11 protein-coding genes are annotated in these 16,549 nt (G+C 66.4%); 8 read left to right on the forward strand and 3 right to left on the reverse strand.

Annotated features, from left to right (window positions below):
* Positions 1-31: 31 nt before the first annotated feature.
* Together LCI23_RS17835 and LCI23_RS17840 are read left to right on the forward strand one after the other, a co-directional pair.
* Positions 32-1,072, forward strand: a complete 1,041-nt coding sequence (locus LCI23_RS17835) for a DUF475 domain-containing protein (RefSeq protein WP_224947796.1) — start codon at positions 32-34, stop codon at positions 1,070-1,072.
* A gap of 99 nt (positions 1,073-1,171) precedes the next feature.
* Positions 1,172-1,576, forward strand: a complete 405-nt coding sequence (locus LCI23_RS17840; RefSeq protein WP_224947797.1) for a hypothetical protein — start codon at positions 1,172-1,174, stop codon at positions 1,574-1,576.
* Positions 1,577-1,634: 58 nt separating this feature from the next.
* Here the strand turns inward: LCI23_RS17840 and LCI23_RS17845 are convergent, their stop codons facing one another.
* The gene (locus LCI23_RS17845; protein ID WP_224947798.1) at positions 1,635-3,965 is read right to left on the reverse strand and encodes a hypothetical protein; all 2,331 of its coding nucleotides are present in this window, start codon (positions 3,963-3,965) and stop codon (positions 1,635-1,637) included.
* Between the two features lie 113 nt (positions 3,966-4,078).
* Complete coding sequence (locus LCI23_RS17850; protein WP_224947799.1) at positions 4,079-5,086, reverse strand: serine/threonine protein kinase; 1,008 nt, start codon at positions 5,084-5,086, stop codon at positions 4,079-4,081.
* 104 nt (positions 5,087-5,190) lie between these two features.
* Between LCI23_RS17850 and LCI23_RS17855 the strand changes: the two genes are divergently transcribed.
* Positions 5,191-5,883 carry a UPF0149 family protein gene (locus tag LCI23_RS17855; protein WP_224947800.1) on the forward strand — a complete coding sequence of 231 codons (693 nt, stop codon included), beginning with the start codon at positions 5,191-5,193 and terminating at the stop codon, positions 5,881-5,883.
* 30 nt (positions 5,884-5,913) lie between these two features.
* Here the strand turns inward: LCI23_RS17855 and LCI23_RS17860 are convergent, their stop codons facing one another.
* The gene (locus tag LCI23_RS17860) at positions 5,914-7,047 is read right to left on the reverse strand and encodes an HPP family protein (RefSeq protein WP_224947801.1); all 1,134 of its coding nucleotides are present in this window, start codon (positions 7,045-7,047) and stop codon (positions 5,914-5,916) included.
* A gap of 160 nt (positions 7,048-7,207) precedes the next feature.
* On the opposite strand from LCI23_RS17860, the gene LCI23_RS17865 reads away from it, so the two are divergent.
* From LCI23_RS17865 to LCI23_RS17885, 5 genes are all read left to right on the forward strand, one after another.
* Entirely contained in the window at positions 7,208-8,164 is a 957-nt protein-coding gene (locus LCI23_RS17865; RefSeq protein ID WP_224947802.1) for an MBL fold metallo-hydrolase, read from the forward strand.
* A gap of 63 nt (positions 8,165-8,227) precedes the next feature.
* Positions 8,228-8,476 (forward strand): DUF1272 domain-containing protein, encoded by a 249-nt coding sequence (locus tag LCI23_RS17870; RefSeq protein WP_224947803.1) that lies wholly within the window; start codon positions 8,228-8,230, stop codon positions 8,474-8,476.
* Positions 8,477-8,813: 337 nt separating this feature from the next.
* The gene (locus LCI23_RS17875; RefSeq protein WP_224947804.1) at positions 8,814-9,311 is read left to right on the forward strand and encodes a pentapeptide repeat-containing protein; all 498 of its coding nucleotides are present in this window, start codon (positions 8,814-8,816) and stop codon (positions 9,309-9,311) included.
* Positions 9,312-9,320: 9 nt separating this feature from the next.
* A complete protein-coding gene (locus LCI23_RS17880) occupies positions 9,321-12,368 on the forward strand; it encodes a type VI secretion system Vgr family protein (protein WP_224947805.1) in 3,048 nt (1,015 codons plus the stop codon).
* Between the two features lie 9 nt (positions 12,369-12,377).
* A partial coding sequence (locus tag LCI23_RS17885) for a DUF6531 domain-containing protein (RefSeq protein WP_224947806.1) occupies positions 12,378-16,549 on the forward strand: 4,172 nt, incomplete at its 3' end.

The following is a 16,549-nucleotide window of genomic DNA, read 5'->3' on the forward strand; positions in this document are numbered from 1 at the left end:
TCTGAACAACAGGCATGGATGAGGAGACGATATGCGGCATTTCCGGTTGTCGATCGGTGTCACGGTGATCCTGATGGCGCTCGCGGGCTGGTGGGGCTACGAGCATCGCGGCATTCCGGGCATGCTGCAAGCACTTTGGATCACCGCCATCCTCGGCGTGCTCGAAGTGTCGCTTTCTTTCGACAATGCGGTGGTCAACGCCTCCGTCCTGCGCGGCTGGAACGAGTTCTGGCGCAAGCTCTTCCTCACGGTCGGGATCCTGGTGGCCGTGTTCGGCATGCGCCTGCTGTTTCCGCTCGTGATCGTCTCGGCCGCCACCGGCCTCGGCCTGGTGGAGGTCTGGCACATGGCGATCGACAACCCGAAGGAATATTCGCGTCACCTCACCGAAAAGCACGCCGAGGTGGCGGCCTTCGGCGGCGCCTTCCTGATGCTGGTGTTCCTGAACTTCCTGTTCGACGAGGAAAAGGAATTGCACTGGCTCGGCTGGATCGAGGAAAAGGTCGGCAAGTACGGCACCGAGGGCCTGGCCGTCCTGCTCACCCTGTCGGCCGTGTGCGGGGCGATGTACCTGATGGAACCGGCGCGCAAGCTGCCGGTGCTGGTCGCCGGCGTCACCGGGGTGCTGATCTACATCGGCGTGCAATGGCTCAGCGGCCTGCTCGAGAGTAAAGAAGAAGACCCGGCGGTGGGCAAGGTCATCGCCCAGGGCAGCATCGGCGGCTTCCTCTACCTGGAAGTGCTGGACGCCTCGTTCAGTTTCGACGGCGTGATCGGGGCCTTCGCCATCACCAACGACGTCGTCATCATCATGCTGGGCCTGGCGATCGGCGCCATGTTCGTGCGTTCGATGACGGTGTTCCTGGTATACAAGGGCACGCTCGACGAGTTCGTCTACCTGGAACACGGGGCGCACTATGCGATCGGGATCCTGGCGCTGATCATGTTCGCCAGCGTCCACTACCACATTCCGGAATGGTTTACGGGGCTGTCGGGACTGGCCTTCATCCTGGTCTCGCTGTGGTCCTCGGTGCGCTACCGGCGGCGCATGGCGGCCGGGGGCGCCGCCTAGCGCAGGCCCGGCTTTGCGATTTGGCCCGGGCATGGCAGAATGGCGCGGCCGCGATGCTGCCATCCTGGCAACCCAACCACCTGACCACGCCTAGCCACCATGCCGAAACGCGCCATCACCCTGCTACTGTCCCTGCTCGCCGTCCTTGTCGCGCTGTTTGCGCTGTACACCTGGTTTACGCTCAGCTGGTCGTATTCGGAAGGGGAACGGGCGGGCTACCTGCAAAAGTTCTCGAAGAAGGGCTGGCTGTGCAAGACCTGGGAAGGCGAACTCCTGCTGTCGAGCATGCCGGGAGCGATTCCGGAACGCTTCGCCTTCACCGTGCGCGACGAGGCGGTGGTCAAGCAGCTGCAGAACGCCATGGGCCAGCGGGTGCAGGTCTCCTACGAACAGCACGTGGGCGTGCCGACCTCCTGCTTCGGCGAAACCAGCTACTTCGCCACCAGGGCGGTGACCGGTCCGGTCAACCCGGTGGCGCCGAGCGACGCCGGCCCGGCCCAGTAATACGTCTTAGATATTAGTCATGCGCCTGTGATACGCGGCGCATATCTGCGTTTCGATCTCATTCCTCGCTCTTGCGCTGGGTGGCGATCACGTCGGCCAGCCGGGTCGCCGCCTGCGCCGCCGATGCCGGCTGGCCTCCCTTGAAGCGGCCCAGTACCTCGCGCGTGATATTCACCGACACCGCCCGGTGTGCGGCCTCGGCCTTGCGCTCACCGATTGCCCCTTCGGTGGCGGCCAGCTCGGCGGACTGTTCGTCGAGCCGCCGGGTTTCCAGCTCCGCCAGTTCCTTGCGCGCTTCGGCCATGCGCCTGGTCGCCTCGGCCGACTTGCGCTGGGTCTCGGCATGGCGCTGGGCATGTTCCAGCAGGGCGCGCTGCGCATCGCGCTTTTCGAGGGCTGCCGCCAGCGCCGCCTGTTCCGCTGCTTCGCGCTCGCGCGCCAGCCGCGCCTGCTCTTCCTCGGCCGCGGCGCGCGCCAGGGCCGCCTGGGCCGCGGCCTGTTCGGAAGCCAGGCGCGCGGTGGCCGCCTCGTTGGCGCGCGCATCGGCCGCCGCCTGCTGGCGCTGCGCTTCCAGCTTGCGCTCCAGCAGTGCCAGCGATTCGCGCGCCGCCTCGCTGGCGGCCCTTTCCTCGGCAATGGCGGCCTCCTGCAGGTCCTGCTGGCGCTGCTCCATGGCGGCGCGCTCGGCCTGGGCCTCGGTCAGTTCGGCGGCCCGCCGTGCGCGGGCCTGCTGGGCCGTGGCGGCAGCTTCTGCCAGCCGCGCTTCCTCGCGCGCGGCCTCGGCCGCGGCTTGTGCGGCCTCCCGTTCGGCCTGGCGCGCGGCCTCGGCCCGGCGTTCGGCCTCGGCCTGCTCGCGCAGCCGGGCCGCCTCGGCCCGGTCGGCCGCGGCGCGCGCGGCGGCCGCCTCGGCCAGTTCTTCCTCGGCCTGCTGGCGTTCGCGCGCCTGCGCCAGTGCCGCTTCCTCGGCCTGCGCCCGCGCGCTTTCGGCCTGGGTCAGGCGTTCAGCTTCGCTGGCGCGCTGGCGCGCCGCGTCCTCGGCCCGCTGGCGCGCGGCGTCGTGTTCGCGCAGGGCCGCCATGGCGGCATCTTCCAGCGCATTCTGCGTGGCCCCGGCCTCGGCCGCCGCCTGGGCCAGGGCCGCCCGGTCCTCGGCCAGCGCGCGCGCGCGTCCTTCTTCCTCGGCCTGGCGCAGCGCCGCGGCGGCCGCGGCCGCATCGGCGGCGGCGCGTTCCCGGGCGTGGCTGGCGGCCAGCGCTTCGGCTTCCAGCCGCTCCTCCACCGCCTGGCTAGCTTCTTCCTCGCTGCGGGCGCGCTCGGCAGCGACCTGACGCAGGCGGCGGTCGGCCTCGATGCGGGCCTCGGTGGCGGCCAGGATGCGCGCCTCCGCCTGGCGCCGCGCTTCGAGCGCGGACGCCGCCATCTGTTCCAGGCGTTCGCGGTGGGTGGCGGCGTCGCGCAATTCCTTCTCGGTGTCCAGGCGCATGCGCAGCGACTGCGCAGCAACCCGTTCCGACTCGGCCTGGGCCAGCGCGATCGCCTCGCGCTCCTGCTCGATGTGGGCCAGGGCGCGCGCCTCTTCCAGCGCCCGCGCTTCGGCCGCGGCGCGGGCAAAGGCGGCCGCCAGCGCCACCTGGTCGGCGCGCTCGCGCTGCTGGCTCAGTTCGAGCGCCTCGGCTTCCGCCTGTTCCAGTTTTTCGGCAGTGTGGCGGGCGGCCCGTTCGGCCCGCTCGCGCTCGCGCGCCAGGATCGCCACGCGCGCGTCGGCGCTGGCGTTGTGCAGCACCTCTTCGCGCGCCGCCTCCACCGCCGCCATGCGCTCGGCAGCCTGCAGGCGCGCCTGTTCGGTCTGCTGCGTCAGTTCCTCGGCCGCACGCGCGGCCTGCGCGGCGATCTCGGCCTGCGCCTCGACCTGGGCGCTGGCGCGGCGCCGCGCGTCTTCCTCGGCGCGGGCGCGCGCCTCGAGCGCCACCCGGGTCTCGGTTTCCTGCTGCACCCGGGCGCGCAGATCGGCCGTCTCCTGGCGGATCGCCTCCAGCCGCTCGCTGGACGCCTGGGCCGCGGCGCGCAGGGTGGCCAGCCGGTCGCGCTCGGCGGCGATGGCTTCTTCCGAGGCCTGCGCATTGGCCAGCGCGGCGGCGGTGGCGGCCGCATCCATGGCGGCGCGCTCCTCGGCCAGCGAGCGGGCGCGCGACTCGGCGTGGGCGCGGCTCTCGGCCGCCACGTTGGCCTTGGCCTCGGCTTCCACCCGTGCGATCGCCGCCTGGATATCGCGCATGTCCATCGGGCCGCGCGCGCGCGCGGGCCCAGCCTCCACCTGGCTCAGGTCGATCGTGAAGTCGGTCGACGCGTTCTGGTCGCGGGGGTCGGATTCGGGCTTGATGGGTTCCATGATCGTTCTCGTTGGCGCACGCAGCTCGCGTCCTGCCGATTATCCGGGAATTCGCGCGCACGTGGCACGCCGAACTGGGCAGCAAAACACTGCCAATTCCTGACCGCTCCCGGCTAGACGGGCCACAGCGGCGGCTCGTCCATGAGCGCCACCTGCTCGCGCAGCTCGAGGATGCGGTCCTGCCAGTAGCGCTGGGTATTGAACCAGGGGAAGGCCGCCGGGAAGGCCGGATCGTCCCAGCGCATCGCCAGCCAGGCCGAATAGTGGATCAGGCGCAGGGTGCGCAGGGCCTCGACCAGGTACAGCTGGCGCGGGTGGAAATCGCAGAAATCCTCGTAGCCGGCCAGGACGTCGGCCATCTGGCCCACCATCTCCTGGCGCTCGCCGGAGAGCAGCATCCACAGGTCCTGCACGGCCGGGCCCATGCGGCTGTCGTCGAAGTCGACGAAATGCGGGCCGTCGGGCGTCCACAGCACGTTGCCGGCATGGCAGTCGCCGTGCAGGCGCAGCAGCGGCAGCTCGCCGGCGCGCGCGTAGCAGCGCGCCACGCCGTCCAGCGCCTGCTCGACCACGCTGGCCCAGGTGGCGGCCAGCTCGGGCGGCACGAAGCCGTGGCTGCGCAGGTAATCGTAGGGTTCGCGCCCGAAGCTGTGCGCATCGAGCGTGGGACGGGACGCATAGGGCCGGGCCGCGCCGACCGCGTGGATGCGCCCGATGAAGCGGCCGATCCATTCGAGGGTGCGGGGGTCGCCCAGTTCCGGCGCGCGGCCGCCGCGGCGCGGAAACACGGCGAAGCGGTAGCCTGCATGCGCGTGCAGGGTGCGCCCGCCGATGGGCGTGGCCGGCACCACCGGGATCTCGTGTCCGGCCAGCTCGTCCACGAAGGCGTGCTCCTCGAGGATGGCCGCATCGCTCCAGCGCTCCGGACGATAGAATTTGAGCACCACCGGCAGGCCGTCTTCGAGCCCGGCCTGGTACACCCGGTTCTCATAGCTGTTCAGTGCCAGCAGGCGCCCGTCGCCGTACAGGCCGACGCTCTCGAGCGCCTCCAGTACGGTGTGCGGATCGAGGCGCGCGAACGGATGGGCTGGCGCAGGGGCCGGGGTAGCGTGGTTGTCCATCCCCACATTGTAAGCGCCGCGCCGCCCTTGCCCCAGAAATCCGTGCCCGTGGGCGGCGCAGGCGTTACACTGGCGCCTTTCCCCTCTACGCAACAAGATCATCCATGCATCTCGACGAGCCCCTCACCGATAAAGAATTCGACGAACTTGACCAGTTCCTGCTGTCCGACCGCTCCCCCGAGGATGCGATGACGATGGACACCCTGCACGGCTACCTGACCGCGATCGCGATCGGTCCGGAAACCATCATGCCGGCCGAATGGCTGCCGCGCATCTGGGGTGAGGACGGCAAGCAGGCGCCGAACTGGAAGAACCCGAAGGAAGAGCAGCGCATCATCAACCTGATCATGCGCTTCATGAACGAAGTCTTGATCACCTTCGAGGCCGCGCCCAAGGAATTCGAGCCGCTGTTCTGCGAGCACGAGATTGGCCAGGAGACCCTGATCGACGCCGAGGCCTGGTGCTGGGGTTTCTGGGAAGGCATGGAACTGCGCCCCGGCTCCTGGGACCCGGTCTGGGACTCCGAAGTGGCCGAGCTGATGCGCCCGATCTACCTGCTCGGCGCCGACGAGATCGACGAATCGGAACTGCCGGAAGTGGAAGACCCGCACAAGGCGCACAAGCTGGCGCTGGACATCGAGGCGAACATCCCGGCCATCTACCGCTACTGGCTGCCGCTGCGCAAGGGCGCCGTCGAGACCGTCAAGCACGAAGAGCCGAAGGTCGGCCGCAATGACGACTGCCCCTGCGGCAGCGGCAAGAAGTACAAGAAGTGCTGCGGCGCCGACGCTGGCTGAGCCGGCGTCGCACCTGGCAGGCGCGGCGGCTCAGGCCGCCGCGTCCATCACTCCCAGTTCCAGCCCGGCCAGCAGGTCGCCGGGCTGCACCATTCCTACCAGCTTCCCCTCCCCGTCGGTCACGAACACCAGTTTCGCGCCCGCGTGGAAGCGCGCCAGCAGTTCCGTGACCGGCGCCTGCGCGCCGACCGCCTCGAACGCCGTCTCGGCCAGCTCGCCCACGCTGGGCGCCATATCGCGTCCGAACAGCAGCGCCGTCGCGCGCCGCGCTCGCGCCGGCAGCGGCCGGCTGGCGCTGCCGCCGGCCGCGACCAGGCGCGCCATGCTCAGCACCCCGCTCAGGCGTCCGGCGTCGTCCAGTACCGGCAACGCCGGCAGCCGGTGGCGCACCAGGAGGGCGCGCGCCGCCGCCAGCGGCATGCCTGGCGCCAGGCTGGCCGGTACCGGATGGGCCAGCTCGCCACAGCAATGCCTGCGCGCCCGGCGCGCGGCCGCGCGCTGCTCGGTCTCGGCGAAGATCGAGGCCAGGTCGTCGCGGCTGACGTCGAGCGTTTCGCCGTAGCTGTCCAGCGCCGCGTCCAGGTCTTCGCTGGCAAAGCCCGCCTTTGCCTCGGGCGGGCGGACAGCGGGCTGGGCGTGCGGGTAGCGGTGCCCCGACAGCCGGTTCCAGGCCAGCGCGCCCAGCACCATCAGCACCGAGTTCAGGCCCACCGGCGCCAGCGCGAACCAGAAGCCGGCATCGTGCACCGCGGCGCCTCCCAGCACGGCGGTGACGGCCACCGCGCCGCCAGGCGGATGCAAACAGCGCAGCGAGGCCATCGCGGCGATCGCCAGCCCGCCCGCCAGCGGCGCCGCCAGCAGCGGATCGGCCGCCTGGGCACAGGCCACGCCAACCAGCGCCGACACGACATTGCCGCCGATGACGGGCCAGGGCTGGGCCAGCGGCGCCGCCGGCAGGCAGAACAGCAGCACGGCCGAGGCGGCCATCGGGGCGATCAGGAAGGGCAGCGTGCGCACGGCGGCAGCGCCCAGCACGCTGCGGCTGATGAAGGCGGTCAATAGCAGCACCAGCAGCGCGCCGAGCGCGGCCGGCAGCTGCCGGGTGAGGGAGGCAGGTCCGGCCGGGCGCAGGCGCCTCAGCCGCTCGAACAGCGACGGGAACATGGATATGCAATGCAACAAATGGAACCCGCCATTACACCACAGCCTGGAAAGGCGCGTATTCCCCCATCCCGGCGGTAAGCATTCATCAGGGCAATCATGTAGGATATGCAACGCTCCTGCCGCCCTCCCCTGCGGCAGCCAACCAACCACGAGGACCGCGATGAAGACCATCCAACAACGAACCCTGTCCACCCTGGCCGCCGCCGCCCTGGCCCTGTGCGTGGCCGCTCCCGCCCTGGCCGCCGCGCCGATGGCCAAGACTCCGGCGCCGGGCTGGTCGCGCATGATGCTGGGCCAGTTCGAAGTGACGCCGCTGTCGGACGGCACGGTCGACCTGCCGGTGGACCAGCTGCTGGCCCAGGAAGCCGGCAAGACCCGCGCCACCCTGGCCCGCGCCCACCTGAAGCCGATGCTGGAAACCTCCGACAACGCCTACCTGGTCAATACCGGCAGCAAGCTGGTCCTGATTGACGCCGGCGCCGGTTCCTTCTTCGGCCCGACCCTGGGCAAGCTGGTGGCGAACATGCAGGCCGCCGGCTACAGCCCGGAGCAGGTCGACGAGATCTACCTGACCCACTTCCACGGCGACCACGCGGGCGGCCTGGTGAAGGATGCCTCTGCCGTGTTCAGCAAGGCCATCGTGCGCGCCAACAAGCTGGAATCGGACCACTGGCTGAGCCAGGACGCGATGGCCAAGGCCAAGGACAAGGACGGCTTCAAGGCGGCCCAGGCTGCGCTCGGCCCGTATGTGAAAGCCGGCCGCTTCAAGCCCTTCGAAGGCAGCGCCGAACTGGTGCCGGGCATCCGCGCCAACCCGAGCGGCGGCCACACGCCCGGACACACCAGCTACCTGGTCGAAAGCGGCGGCCAGAAGCTGCTCGTGATAGGCGACCTCATCCACGTAGCGGCGGTGCAGATGGAAGACCCTGCAGTGACGATCTCCTTCGACAGCGACCAGAAGGCGGCGGCAGCCACCCGCAGGAAGGAATTCGATGCGGCGGCCAAGGGCGGCTACCTGGTCGGCGGAGCCCACCTGCAGTTCCCGGGCGTGGGTTACCTGCGCACGGAGGGCAAAGGGTATCGCTTCGTGCCGGTGAACTATACGCAGATGCGTTGACCTGGCGGCGCGGCGCTCAAAGGCGCGCCGCGCGCATCGTTTGCTATCAATAAGGAGAAACACATGCTTCAAATGCGGCCGAACTGCGAATGCTGCGACAAGGACCTGCCACCGGATTCGACGGAGGCCATGATCTGCTCGTTCGAATGCACCTTCTGCCGGGACTGCGTCACCGGCGTGCTGCGCAATACCTGTCCGAACTGCGGGGGCGACCTGGTTGTCCGTCCCACACGGTCGGCGGACAGGCTGCGGAACAATCCGGCGTCCACGCTGCGGGTGTTGAAGCAGCATGGCTGCAAGCAGGTAGCTTGATGCCCTGGTCAGCCGTGGCTGCAGCGGGTTGCAGGCTGGCTGACTGAATATTTCGCGGCTGTACTACCAGCTCGTCGCTGGGCACCAAGCCCGTCCACTGCTACCGCCGGCGTGCTGGCAACATCGCTTTTCCATTTCCCCAGGCATCCAGTCCCGAGAGACCGGAAACTGCCTTACGACGACTTCGCAAGAATTTGCGATTTGTCACTGCTCAATTGCACTTCCTCAACTACATTCAGCAAGCCTGACGGCTTGCTGAATGTATCACGCATGCGGTGAAGGCGGGACGCAAGCCGCTGCTGGCCGCACAACTCCACTATTTGCCTATTCCATGCCCATGGATTCCACACTCACGCTCGCAGGACATCACGCATGGCGGCTGGGTCAGGGCGGCACACCAGCCTGCCTGTCCGGTGGATGCGATAGCGGTTCCTACGCAGGTCTGGACTTGGACCTGATCCAGATTACCGCCACCGTATTCAGCGGTAGCAGCTTTTCGGCAGTCACGTTCAGGCAAGCCAGCTGGACTGGCTGCACCTTCCAGTCCTGCCGTTTCAGCGCTTGCGACTTCGACAAGCTCGCTGTCGCCAACTGCGTTTTCACAGGCTGCAGCTTTTCCCAATCGTCATTTAGCGACTCCCGTTTCAGCGGCTGCCGGTTCTGGCAGTGCAGTTGGGACGGCCTGAATTTCGACGCCGCTCACTGGCGCGACGTGGCCCTGCTGGATTGCTCTTGCACCAGGATCACCGGCGAGCGCGTGCGAGGCGAGGAAGTGGAGTTTACCGGCAGCCATTTCGAACAACTCGAATTCAACAACGCCCGCATCAACGAGTGAGCTCTCACCATGAATGAGTTGCAAGCACTGCTGGACGACCATCAGGGCACCCGACTGCTGCGCCTGTCCTTCCCGAGGCAGGACGGTCCGCCGGCCCGGCTGATGGTGAACCGCTTTCACGGCACCGAATACCTGTCGCGCGATTTCGAATTCAAGGTCGAACTGCTGAGCGACGACGCCGCGATTGCACTTGAAGCGATGCACGGCAAATTGCTGTGCGTTTCCCTCGTTCAGGCGGATGGCAGCCTGCGTCCGTTCACGGGCTACGTCGCGTCGTTCAAGTTGGTGAGGACGGACGGCGGCCTGGCCCTCTACGAAGCCGTCCTCATGCCATGGCTGGCATACACGCGCCTGCGCCGCAACAACCGTCTGTTCCATGCGCAGAGCTTGCGCGAGCAGGTACAGAGCATCTTCGCCGGCTATGGCGCTCTGCCTGCGTGGGACTGGAAAGTCACCGGCGAGCAGCCGCAGTTCACGATGGCCACGCAATGGGACGAGACGGATCACAACTACCTGTGCCGGCGCTGGGAGGCAGCCGGCTACAGCTATTGGTACGAGCATAGCGAAGAAGGCCATACGCTCAAGGTATGCGACGACACCCGCACTGCAGCGCCGATCGACGGTCCCTCGCCGGATATCCGCTTCCACGGCGACGGTGGCGCGGCCGAGGAGAACGCAATCCACCACTGGAGCGTACTGCGCCAGTGGGCCTCCGCGCAGGCCGCAGTAAGCGGCTTCGATTTCAAGCATCCGCGACCGGTACATGCCGACATCCTCACCATCAACCAGCAAGGCGATATCCCACAGCTGGAAGTGCACCGGTACGCGGGGCATTACGGTTTCCGGCACCAGGCAGGCGCCGACCAGCTTGCGCGCCTGCACATGGAAGAAATCGAGGCCCGCGGCAAGCTGTATCAAGCGCAGGGCAACAACCGGCGCGCCGCTGCCGGCAGGTGGTTCAGGCTGCTCGACCATTTCAGCGAGCGCGAGGATGATGCATTCCTCATCCTGGAAGTGCATCACGACGCCAGCAACAATTACCTCCAAGGCCGGAACACAGTTGCCGAGTACAGTAACCGGCTGCTCTGCCAGAGCAAGGCCCTGCCCTGGCGGCCGGGAAGAGGCTTCAACAGCACGGATACCAGGCTGCTGGCCCTGCAGACAGCCACCGTGGTTGGCCCGGAAGGCCAGGGTAGCTTGCACGTGGACCAGTACGGGCGCATCCGGGTCAAGTTCCACTGGGACCGGGACGAAAGCGGCAGCTGTTGGATACGGGTAGGCAGCAACTGGGCCGGTGCAGAAAAGGGCTTGGCCAGCCATCCGCGGGTGGGCTCCGAAGTGATCGTGCAATGGCTCGACGGTAACCCCGACCACCCGATCGTCACTGGCTCGGTCTACAACCAGAGCTATATGCCGCCGTGGAAGCTGCCCGATCAGCGGGCGTTGACGGGCTTCCGAAGCCGGGAGCTGACAGCCAGCGGCGGCAACACCCCGGCTGGGCGCAGCAACCATCTGGTGCTCGATGACACACAGGGACAGATCCAGGCTCAGCTCAAGAGCGACCACCTGGCCAGCCAGCTCAGCCTCGGCCACATCAGCCGCATCGAAGACAATGCCGGACGCAAGGATGCACGCGGCCAGGGTTTCGAACTGCGTACCGACGGCCACGGCGTCGTGCGAGCCCAGGGTGGTCTCCTGCTCAGCACGGAAGAACGGCCGAACGCCCGCGCCCACATCACCGACATGGCCGAGACGGTAGCCCGCATGGTCCATGGCCAGGAGTTGCACGACAGCCTGTCGCAGGCTGCGCAGCAGGCGCGGGCGCACCAGGCGGGCGACCAGGACCTGGTCGCCGCCGCGCTGCAGGAACAGGTCGAGGCCGTCAAGGGCCAGGGTGGCGATCCCACGCAAGGAGAATTCCCGGAATTCCAGGCTCCGCACCTGCTCCTGGCCAGCCCCGCCGGCATCGAAACGACCACCCAGGGCTCCACCCACCTGATGAGCGTGGAACACACCGCCTTGACCAGCGGCGGCCATGCCAGCCTGAGCGCAGGCAAAAGTCTGCTCGTCAGCGTACGGGAAGCCGTGCGCATGTTCGCCTACAAGGCCGGCATGAAGCTGGTGGCAGCCAGCGCCGACATCGACATCACCGCGCTGAAGGACAGCGTCAACATCCTGGCCAAGCTGAACATCACCCATACCGCCAACCGGATCACGATCACGGCGAAAGAAGAAGTCGTGATCAACGGCGGCACGAGCTTCAGCCGCTGGAATGCCTCAGGGATTTTCCACGGAACCAAAGGCATCTGGCGCGAGCATGCGGCGCGCCACAGTCTGGTACCGGGCAGCAGCGAAGGCACGCCGCCCCTGCCGCAGACAACGCAGTTGCCGCCGGGGCAGCTTGACCTGTACCACCAATACGTCAATCAGGACGGCGGCCGGAGGGAAGGCATCCGGCAAGGCGACTACACCGTCGTTGATGCCGAGGGCGGGGTCCATCGGGGCGTCCTCGACGCCACCGGTTTTGCCAGTGTGCGCGGCCTGCCGATGGGGATGGCCACCGTCAGCTATGGCAAGGACCCGCGCGATCCCTGGGACGAAGCTAGCTACTTCGGGCAGGCCACCGCATGGCCGAGCCAGGTACTGGGAGGGCCGGCCGCGAGCACGACAGCGCCTCTCAATCGGGCAGCGGCGTTCGTGCCGCCGAAAGTGCAGCTGCCGCCGGGTCTCCAGGGGACAGTTGGCGGGCTCAAAGGCGTCGCCGGCAGCCTGCAAGGTGCTGCCGGCAAGCTGGACGCCAGTGCACAAGCCGCGGGACAAGCGGCAAGTGCAGCCCAGGCGCTGGGGAAAGGCGGCGCGCAAGCCCTGCTGGCTCCGCTTGGGCGAGCGGCCCTCGCCCAGGTCGCAGGCAAGCTCCCAGGTGCGGCGGCGATAGTCGGCGATGGCGCGTCCCGTGTCGCCAGTCCTGCTGCTGCGTCCACCCTCGGTTTGCCCGGCGCGCTGCCGCGCATCGACGCGCAAGTCCCGCCCTCGTTCCTGAAAAAATCCATTATCTAGCAAGCCGCCATGACCGAGCCCACCCAAGCCCCATCCAAGCCTGCTGAACGCGCACCTGAAGTTGCGGTCGCGCCACTTAACACGATCGATCAGCAGGACATCAATGCTGGTGCCGCCGCCTTCGACAAATGGCTGCGCAAGATCAGCAATGACTACGTGACGCTGGAGCGCCTAAGTACGGTAGCCGGCAGCCTGCCAGTGATCGGCAACATCATGGCCCTGATCGACGCCATCATGGATATCGTGGAGATCATCCAGAAAAGCCTTAACAAGAGTGCCAAGGAAATCGATTTCTTGCAGTGGGTTAGCCTGGGCATCAACCTGATCGGCGTGATTCCGGTGCCGCCAGCGATGGGCGCGGCGCGCATGAGCCTGCGGCCGGCGCTGCATCTGGTAAGGCAAAAGCTGGCACTGGGTGTCAAGGATCTCGGCAGCGCCCTTGTCGAGGTGCTGATCGTACACCTGAATGCCACGCTGGCTGGAGAAATCGAAACGTTCGTCGACAGCGCGATGGGCAAGCTGGCTGGCATCCTCGACGAGTGCGCCAATACTGCCGACGGCATTGCCGACGATCTGATCAAGATCCTCAATCGCTGCATCGGACGGGAGCCTCTGTTCGAGGTGGCAGCCATGGCGGAAGTCGAAGACAGGCTGCACGATCCCAAGGTGACCAGCAGCTGGCGCCGCATGCTTGGCGCTCTTGGCCAGCAGTACAAAAGAGCTGCGAACTACGCTGTCGCAGTGGCGGCGAGCCATCTGCCGGAAAGCGCCATTGCGGGGGTAACAGGCATCATCAAGCACCTTACCGCCTTCAAACCAGCCTTGCGTAACAAGCTCGCTGCCTTGGCTGACGCTCAGAAGCCGATGAGCATCCAGTGGATACTGATGCGCTTGCGGGATGCGGTCGTCAAACACAAGCGGCGGCATGCAACCTTGGTCCCCTCGGCCAAGGGCGCGGAGCACAAGAAGAACAAGCCAGGCCACGAACTGGGCGCTACCAGTCGGCAGCAGCCAGCCATGGGCGACGCCAACGCCTGCAAACTGTGCCCAGCCAAAGGCGGCACAGCGCACTCGATCAGCTTTGCCACAGGCGCCGAGACGTTCACCCATATCGATTTCGTCCTAGATGCGCCCCTTCCCATCGAATGGGGCAGGACGTACCGCAGCCAGCTGAGCGCCTATGACCATGGCATGCTCGGCGCACGCTGGCTCACCCCGTATACCACCCGCATCGACGTGCTCGGCCAAGGCAAGCCTGCCGCCCTGCTCTACCACGCCGCCGACGGCCGCAGCCACCGCTACCCCTACCTTGGCATCGGCGAGCGGCATCACGATCCGGTCGAACAAATCACGCTGACCCGCATGAGCCCCACCCTGCTCACACTCGACTTCGGCAAGCCGCTGCCGGAAGGCGAATCCAGTTCCTGGCGTGAAACCTACGAGCTGGTCGATACCGTGCGTGCCAAGGTAGCCGAGTTGGGTAAGGAGCATTTCCGGTTGATCGCACTGCATGCCCGCGATGGCGCCGCCCTCGGGCTGCGCTACGACCACACCGTTGTCACTGGTCCCTACGCGGGCGAAGCGGTGCTCAGCGACATCGTCAGCAAGCAGGGGGAGACCATCGTGGCCCACGCCGGTACGCAAGTCGACCCCGACAGTGGCCGCATCCTCGCGCTATGGGAGATCAAGGACGGCCAGCTGCGGCGCCAGCTAGCTGCCTACGATTACGACGGGCACGGCGACCTGGTCCGTGCCCAGGATGAAAACGGCGCCGCCTGGCAGTACCAGTACGACCGCCACCTGATCACCCGCTACTCCGACCGTACCGGGCGCGGCATGAATCTCGCGTATGACACCAGTATCGACAGCGGACCTCACGCCAAGGCGATCCGTGAATGGGCGGACGACGGCAGCGGCGACACCCGGCTTGAATGGGACAGGAACATCCGCCTGACCTATGTACTTGATGCGCTCGGCCACGAGACCCGATACTACTACGACATCGCCGGCTATACCTACCGGGTCGTCTACCCAGACGGGAGCGAGGAATGGCTGTTCCGCGACGCGGCCAAGAACGTCGTCCGCCACATTCACCTCGACGGCAGCAGCGAGCATTTCCGTTACGACGCCCATGGCAACCTGCTGACCCACACGCGCGCTGACGACAGCGAACTCCACTTCGAATACGACAGCCAGCACCGCGTCACCGGCATCCGCGATGGAGAAGGCGGCGTGTGGAAGCGCGACTACGATGCACAGGGCCGCCTGGTCGAGGAAACTGACCCGCGCGGCAACAAGACCCAGTACGCGTACGACAAGGCTGGCCGGCCGGTCGAAATCACTGATGCCAAGGGCGGCGTCAAGAAACTCGTCTATACCCCGGACGGCCAGCTTGCCAGCTACACCGACTGTTCCGGACACAGCAGCCGGTGGGAGTACGACGACCGCAAGCGCCTCGTCAAGAACATCGACGCCGCCGGCAACGTGACCCGCTACCGCTATACCCCGCTCAGTGCCGAAACGCTGATCCAGGCGCATGGCGAGGGGACCGGAAGCGGCAATCATCCTGGCCAACTGGAAGCCGTCGTCTACCCCGACGGTAGCGAGGAACAACTACGCCATGATGCGGAGGGCCGGCTGCTTGCGCACACCGATGCCTTGCAACGTACTACAGCCTACCGCTATACCACGGCCGGAATGATCGCGAAACGCATCGACGCGCTGGGGCACAGCCTACAATACCAGTGGGACGCGCTGGGCCGCTTGAACGCGCTGGAAAATGAAAACGGCAGCGTGTATCGCTTTCAGTACGACCCGATCGGACGGCTGCTCCAGGAACAGGGCTTCGACGGCAAGACCACCGAGTACCATTATGACGAATCCAGCGGTGTGCTTGCTGAAATCGTCGAAGCCGGCGTGATCACCCGGCTTGACTTCGACGCGATGGACCGACTCGTGCAACGCCGGGCCGCAGTCCCTGGCGGACAGGAACAAGTCGAAACCTTCGCCTACAACGCCAACGGTCAGCTGGCAGAAGCAAAAAACGAACACGCCAGTCTGCAATGGTTCTACGACGCAGCCGGGAACCTGGTGCGCGAACATCAGCACTACCAGGGGCCGTTCTTTCCCGACAAGCGCACCGCGGTTTGGCACCACCGCTACGATGAGCTCAACCAACGCACCGGCACCATTCGTCCGGATGGCCATCGCATCGAATGGCTGACCTACGGAGCTGGCCACGTACACGGCTTGCTGCTCGACGGACAAGAGCTCGTGTCCTTCGAGCACGATGCGTTGTATCAGGAAATTGGGCGTACCCAGGCGAACGGCATACGCCAGACGATGAAGTATGACCGGGCCGGTCGCTTGATCGAGCAGCAGCTCGGTGCCCCTGCACAGGAAGGCCAGAAAGATTGGGATTCGCCCCCCAACATGTACCGTCCAGACGTTCAAGTCGGCATGCAAGCCGCGATCCTGCGGCGCTACCGGTACGACCCGTCAGGCCAGCTCACCAGTCTCGAAGACAGCCGGCGCGGACGCCTCGAATATCGCTATGACCCAGTGGGACGGCTGCTGGCCGCAAACACCGCGTTGGGTCGTGAAACCTTTGCCTTCGATCCAGCCAGCAACATCGAGGCAGCCGATATCGCGGAGCACGATCGCATTGCCCATCGTGTCCCGTTACCGAAATTGCTAGACAACCTACTCAAGGAATATGCCGGCGTCCGCTACCGCTACGACGAACGCGGCAACCTCGTGGAACGTACCCAGGACGGCCTTCGGTCTGAATATGAATGGGATGCGTTCAATCGAATGACCCGTGCCACAACCTGGCATAGCGGCACCACCTTTGCCTACGATCCGCTAGGGCGGCGCATTGCCAAGCATAGCGGGACGATAGATGGCACTGTCGTTCGGGAGACGGACCGAACCATGTACGGCTGGGACGGCGACACTTTGGCATTCGAAAGTATCGAGCACCGGGGACTCGTGGCAGGTGAACGGCTAGTGCATTATATATACGAGCGCGACACGTTTGTACCGCTGTTGCAGGCCACTCGAAGCGACGCGCTTCGAGTAGTATCCGTCAACAATGTCAAAGCGCTAATGACTGGAAACGATGGCAAGTACAATATTGCACTTGATCCGGCGTGGGATGGTGAATACCAGCAGGAAGCGGA

The sequence above is a fragment of the Massilia sp. MS-15 genome, from assembly GCF_020176695.1.
GTDB lineage: Bacteria > Pseudomonadota > Gammaproteobacteria > Burkholderiales > Burkholderiaceae_D > Telluria > Telluria hydrophila.

What these genes read in the sequence shown, in the direction of transcription:
- LCI23_RS17840 (WP_224947797.1), top strand. Translation starts at nt 1,172, where the DNA reads ATGCCGAAACGCGCCATCACCCTGCTACTGTCCCTGCTCGCCGTCCTT.
- LCI23_RS17880 (WP_224947805.1), top strand. Translation starts at nt 9,321, where the DNA reads ATGAATGAGTTGCAAGCACTGCTGGACGACCATCAGGGCACCCGACTG.
- LCI23_RS17875 (WP_224947804.1), top strand. Translation starts at nt 8,814, where the DNA reads ATGGATTCCACACTCACGCTCGCAGGACATCACGCATGGCGGCTGGGT.
- LCI23_RS17845 (WP_224947798.1), bottom strand. Translation starts at nt 3,965, where the DNA reads ATGGAACCCATCAAGCCCGAATCCGACCCCCGCGACCAGAACGCGTCG.
- LCI23_RS17865 (WP_224947802.1), top strand. Translation starts at nt 7,208, where the DNA reads ATGAAGACCATCCAACAACGAACCCTGTCCACCCTGGCCGCCGCCGCC.
- LCI23_RS17870 (WP_224947803.1), top strand. Translation starts at nt 8,228, where the DNA reads ATGCTTCAAATGCGGCCGAACTGCGAATGCTGCGACAAGGACCTGCCA.
- LCI23_RS17850 (WP_224947799.1), bottom strand. Translation starts at nt 5,086, where the DNA reads ATGGACAACCACGCTACCCCGGCCCCTGCGCCAGCCCATCCGTTCGCG.
- LCI23_RS17835 (WP_224947796.1), top strand. Translation starts at nt 32, where the DNA reads ATGCGGCATTTCCGGTTGTCGATCGGTGTCACGGTGATCCTGATGGCG.
- LCI23_RS17855 (WP_224947800.1), top strand. Translation starts at nt 5,191, where the DNA reads ATGCATCTCGACGAGCCCCTCACCGATAAAGAATTCGACGAACTTGAC.
- LCI23_RS17860 (WP_224947801.1), bottom strand. Translation starts at nt 7,047, where the DNA reads ATGTTCCCGTCGCTGTTCGAGCGGCTGAGGCGCCTGCGCCCGGCCGGA.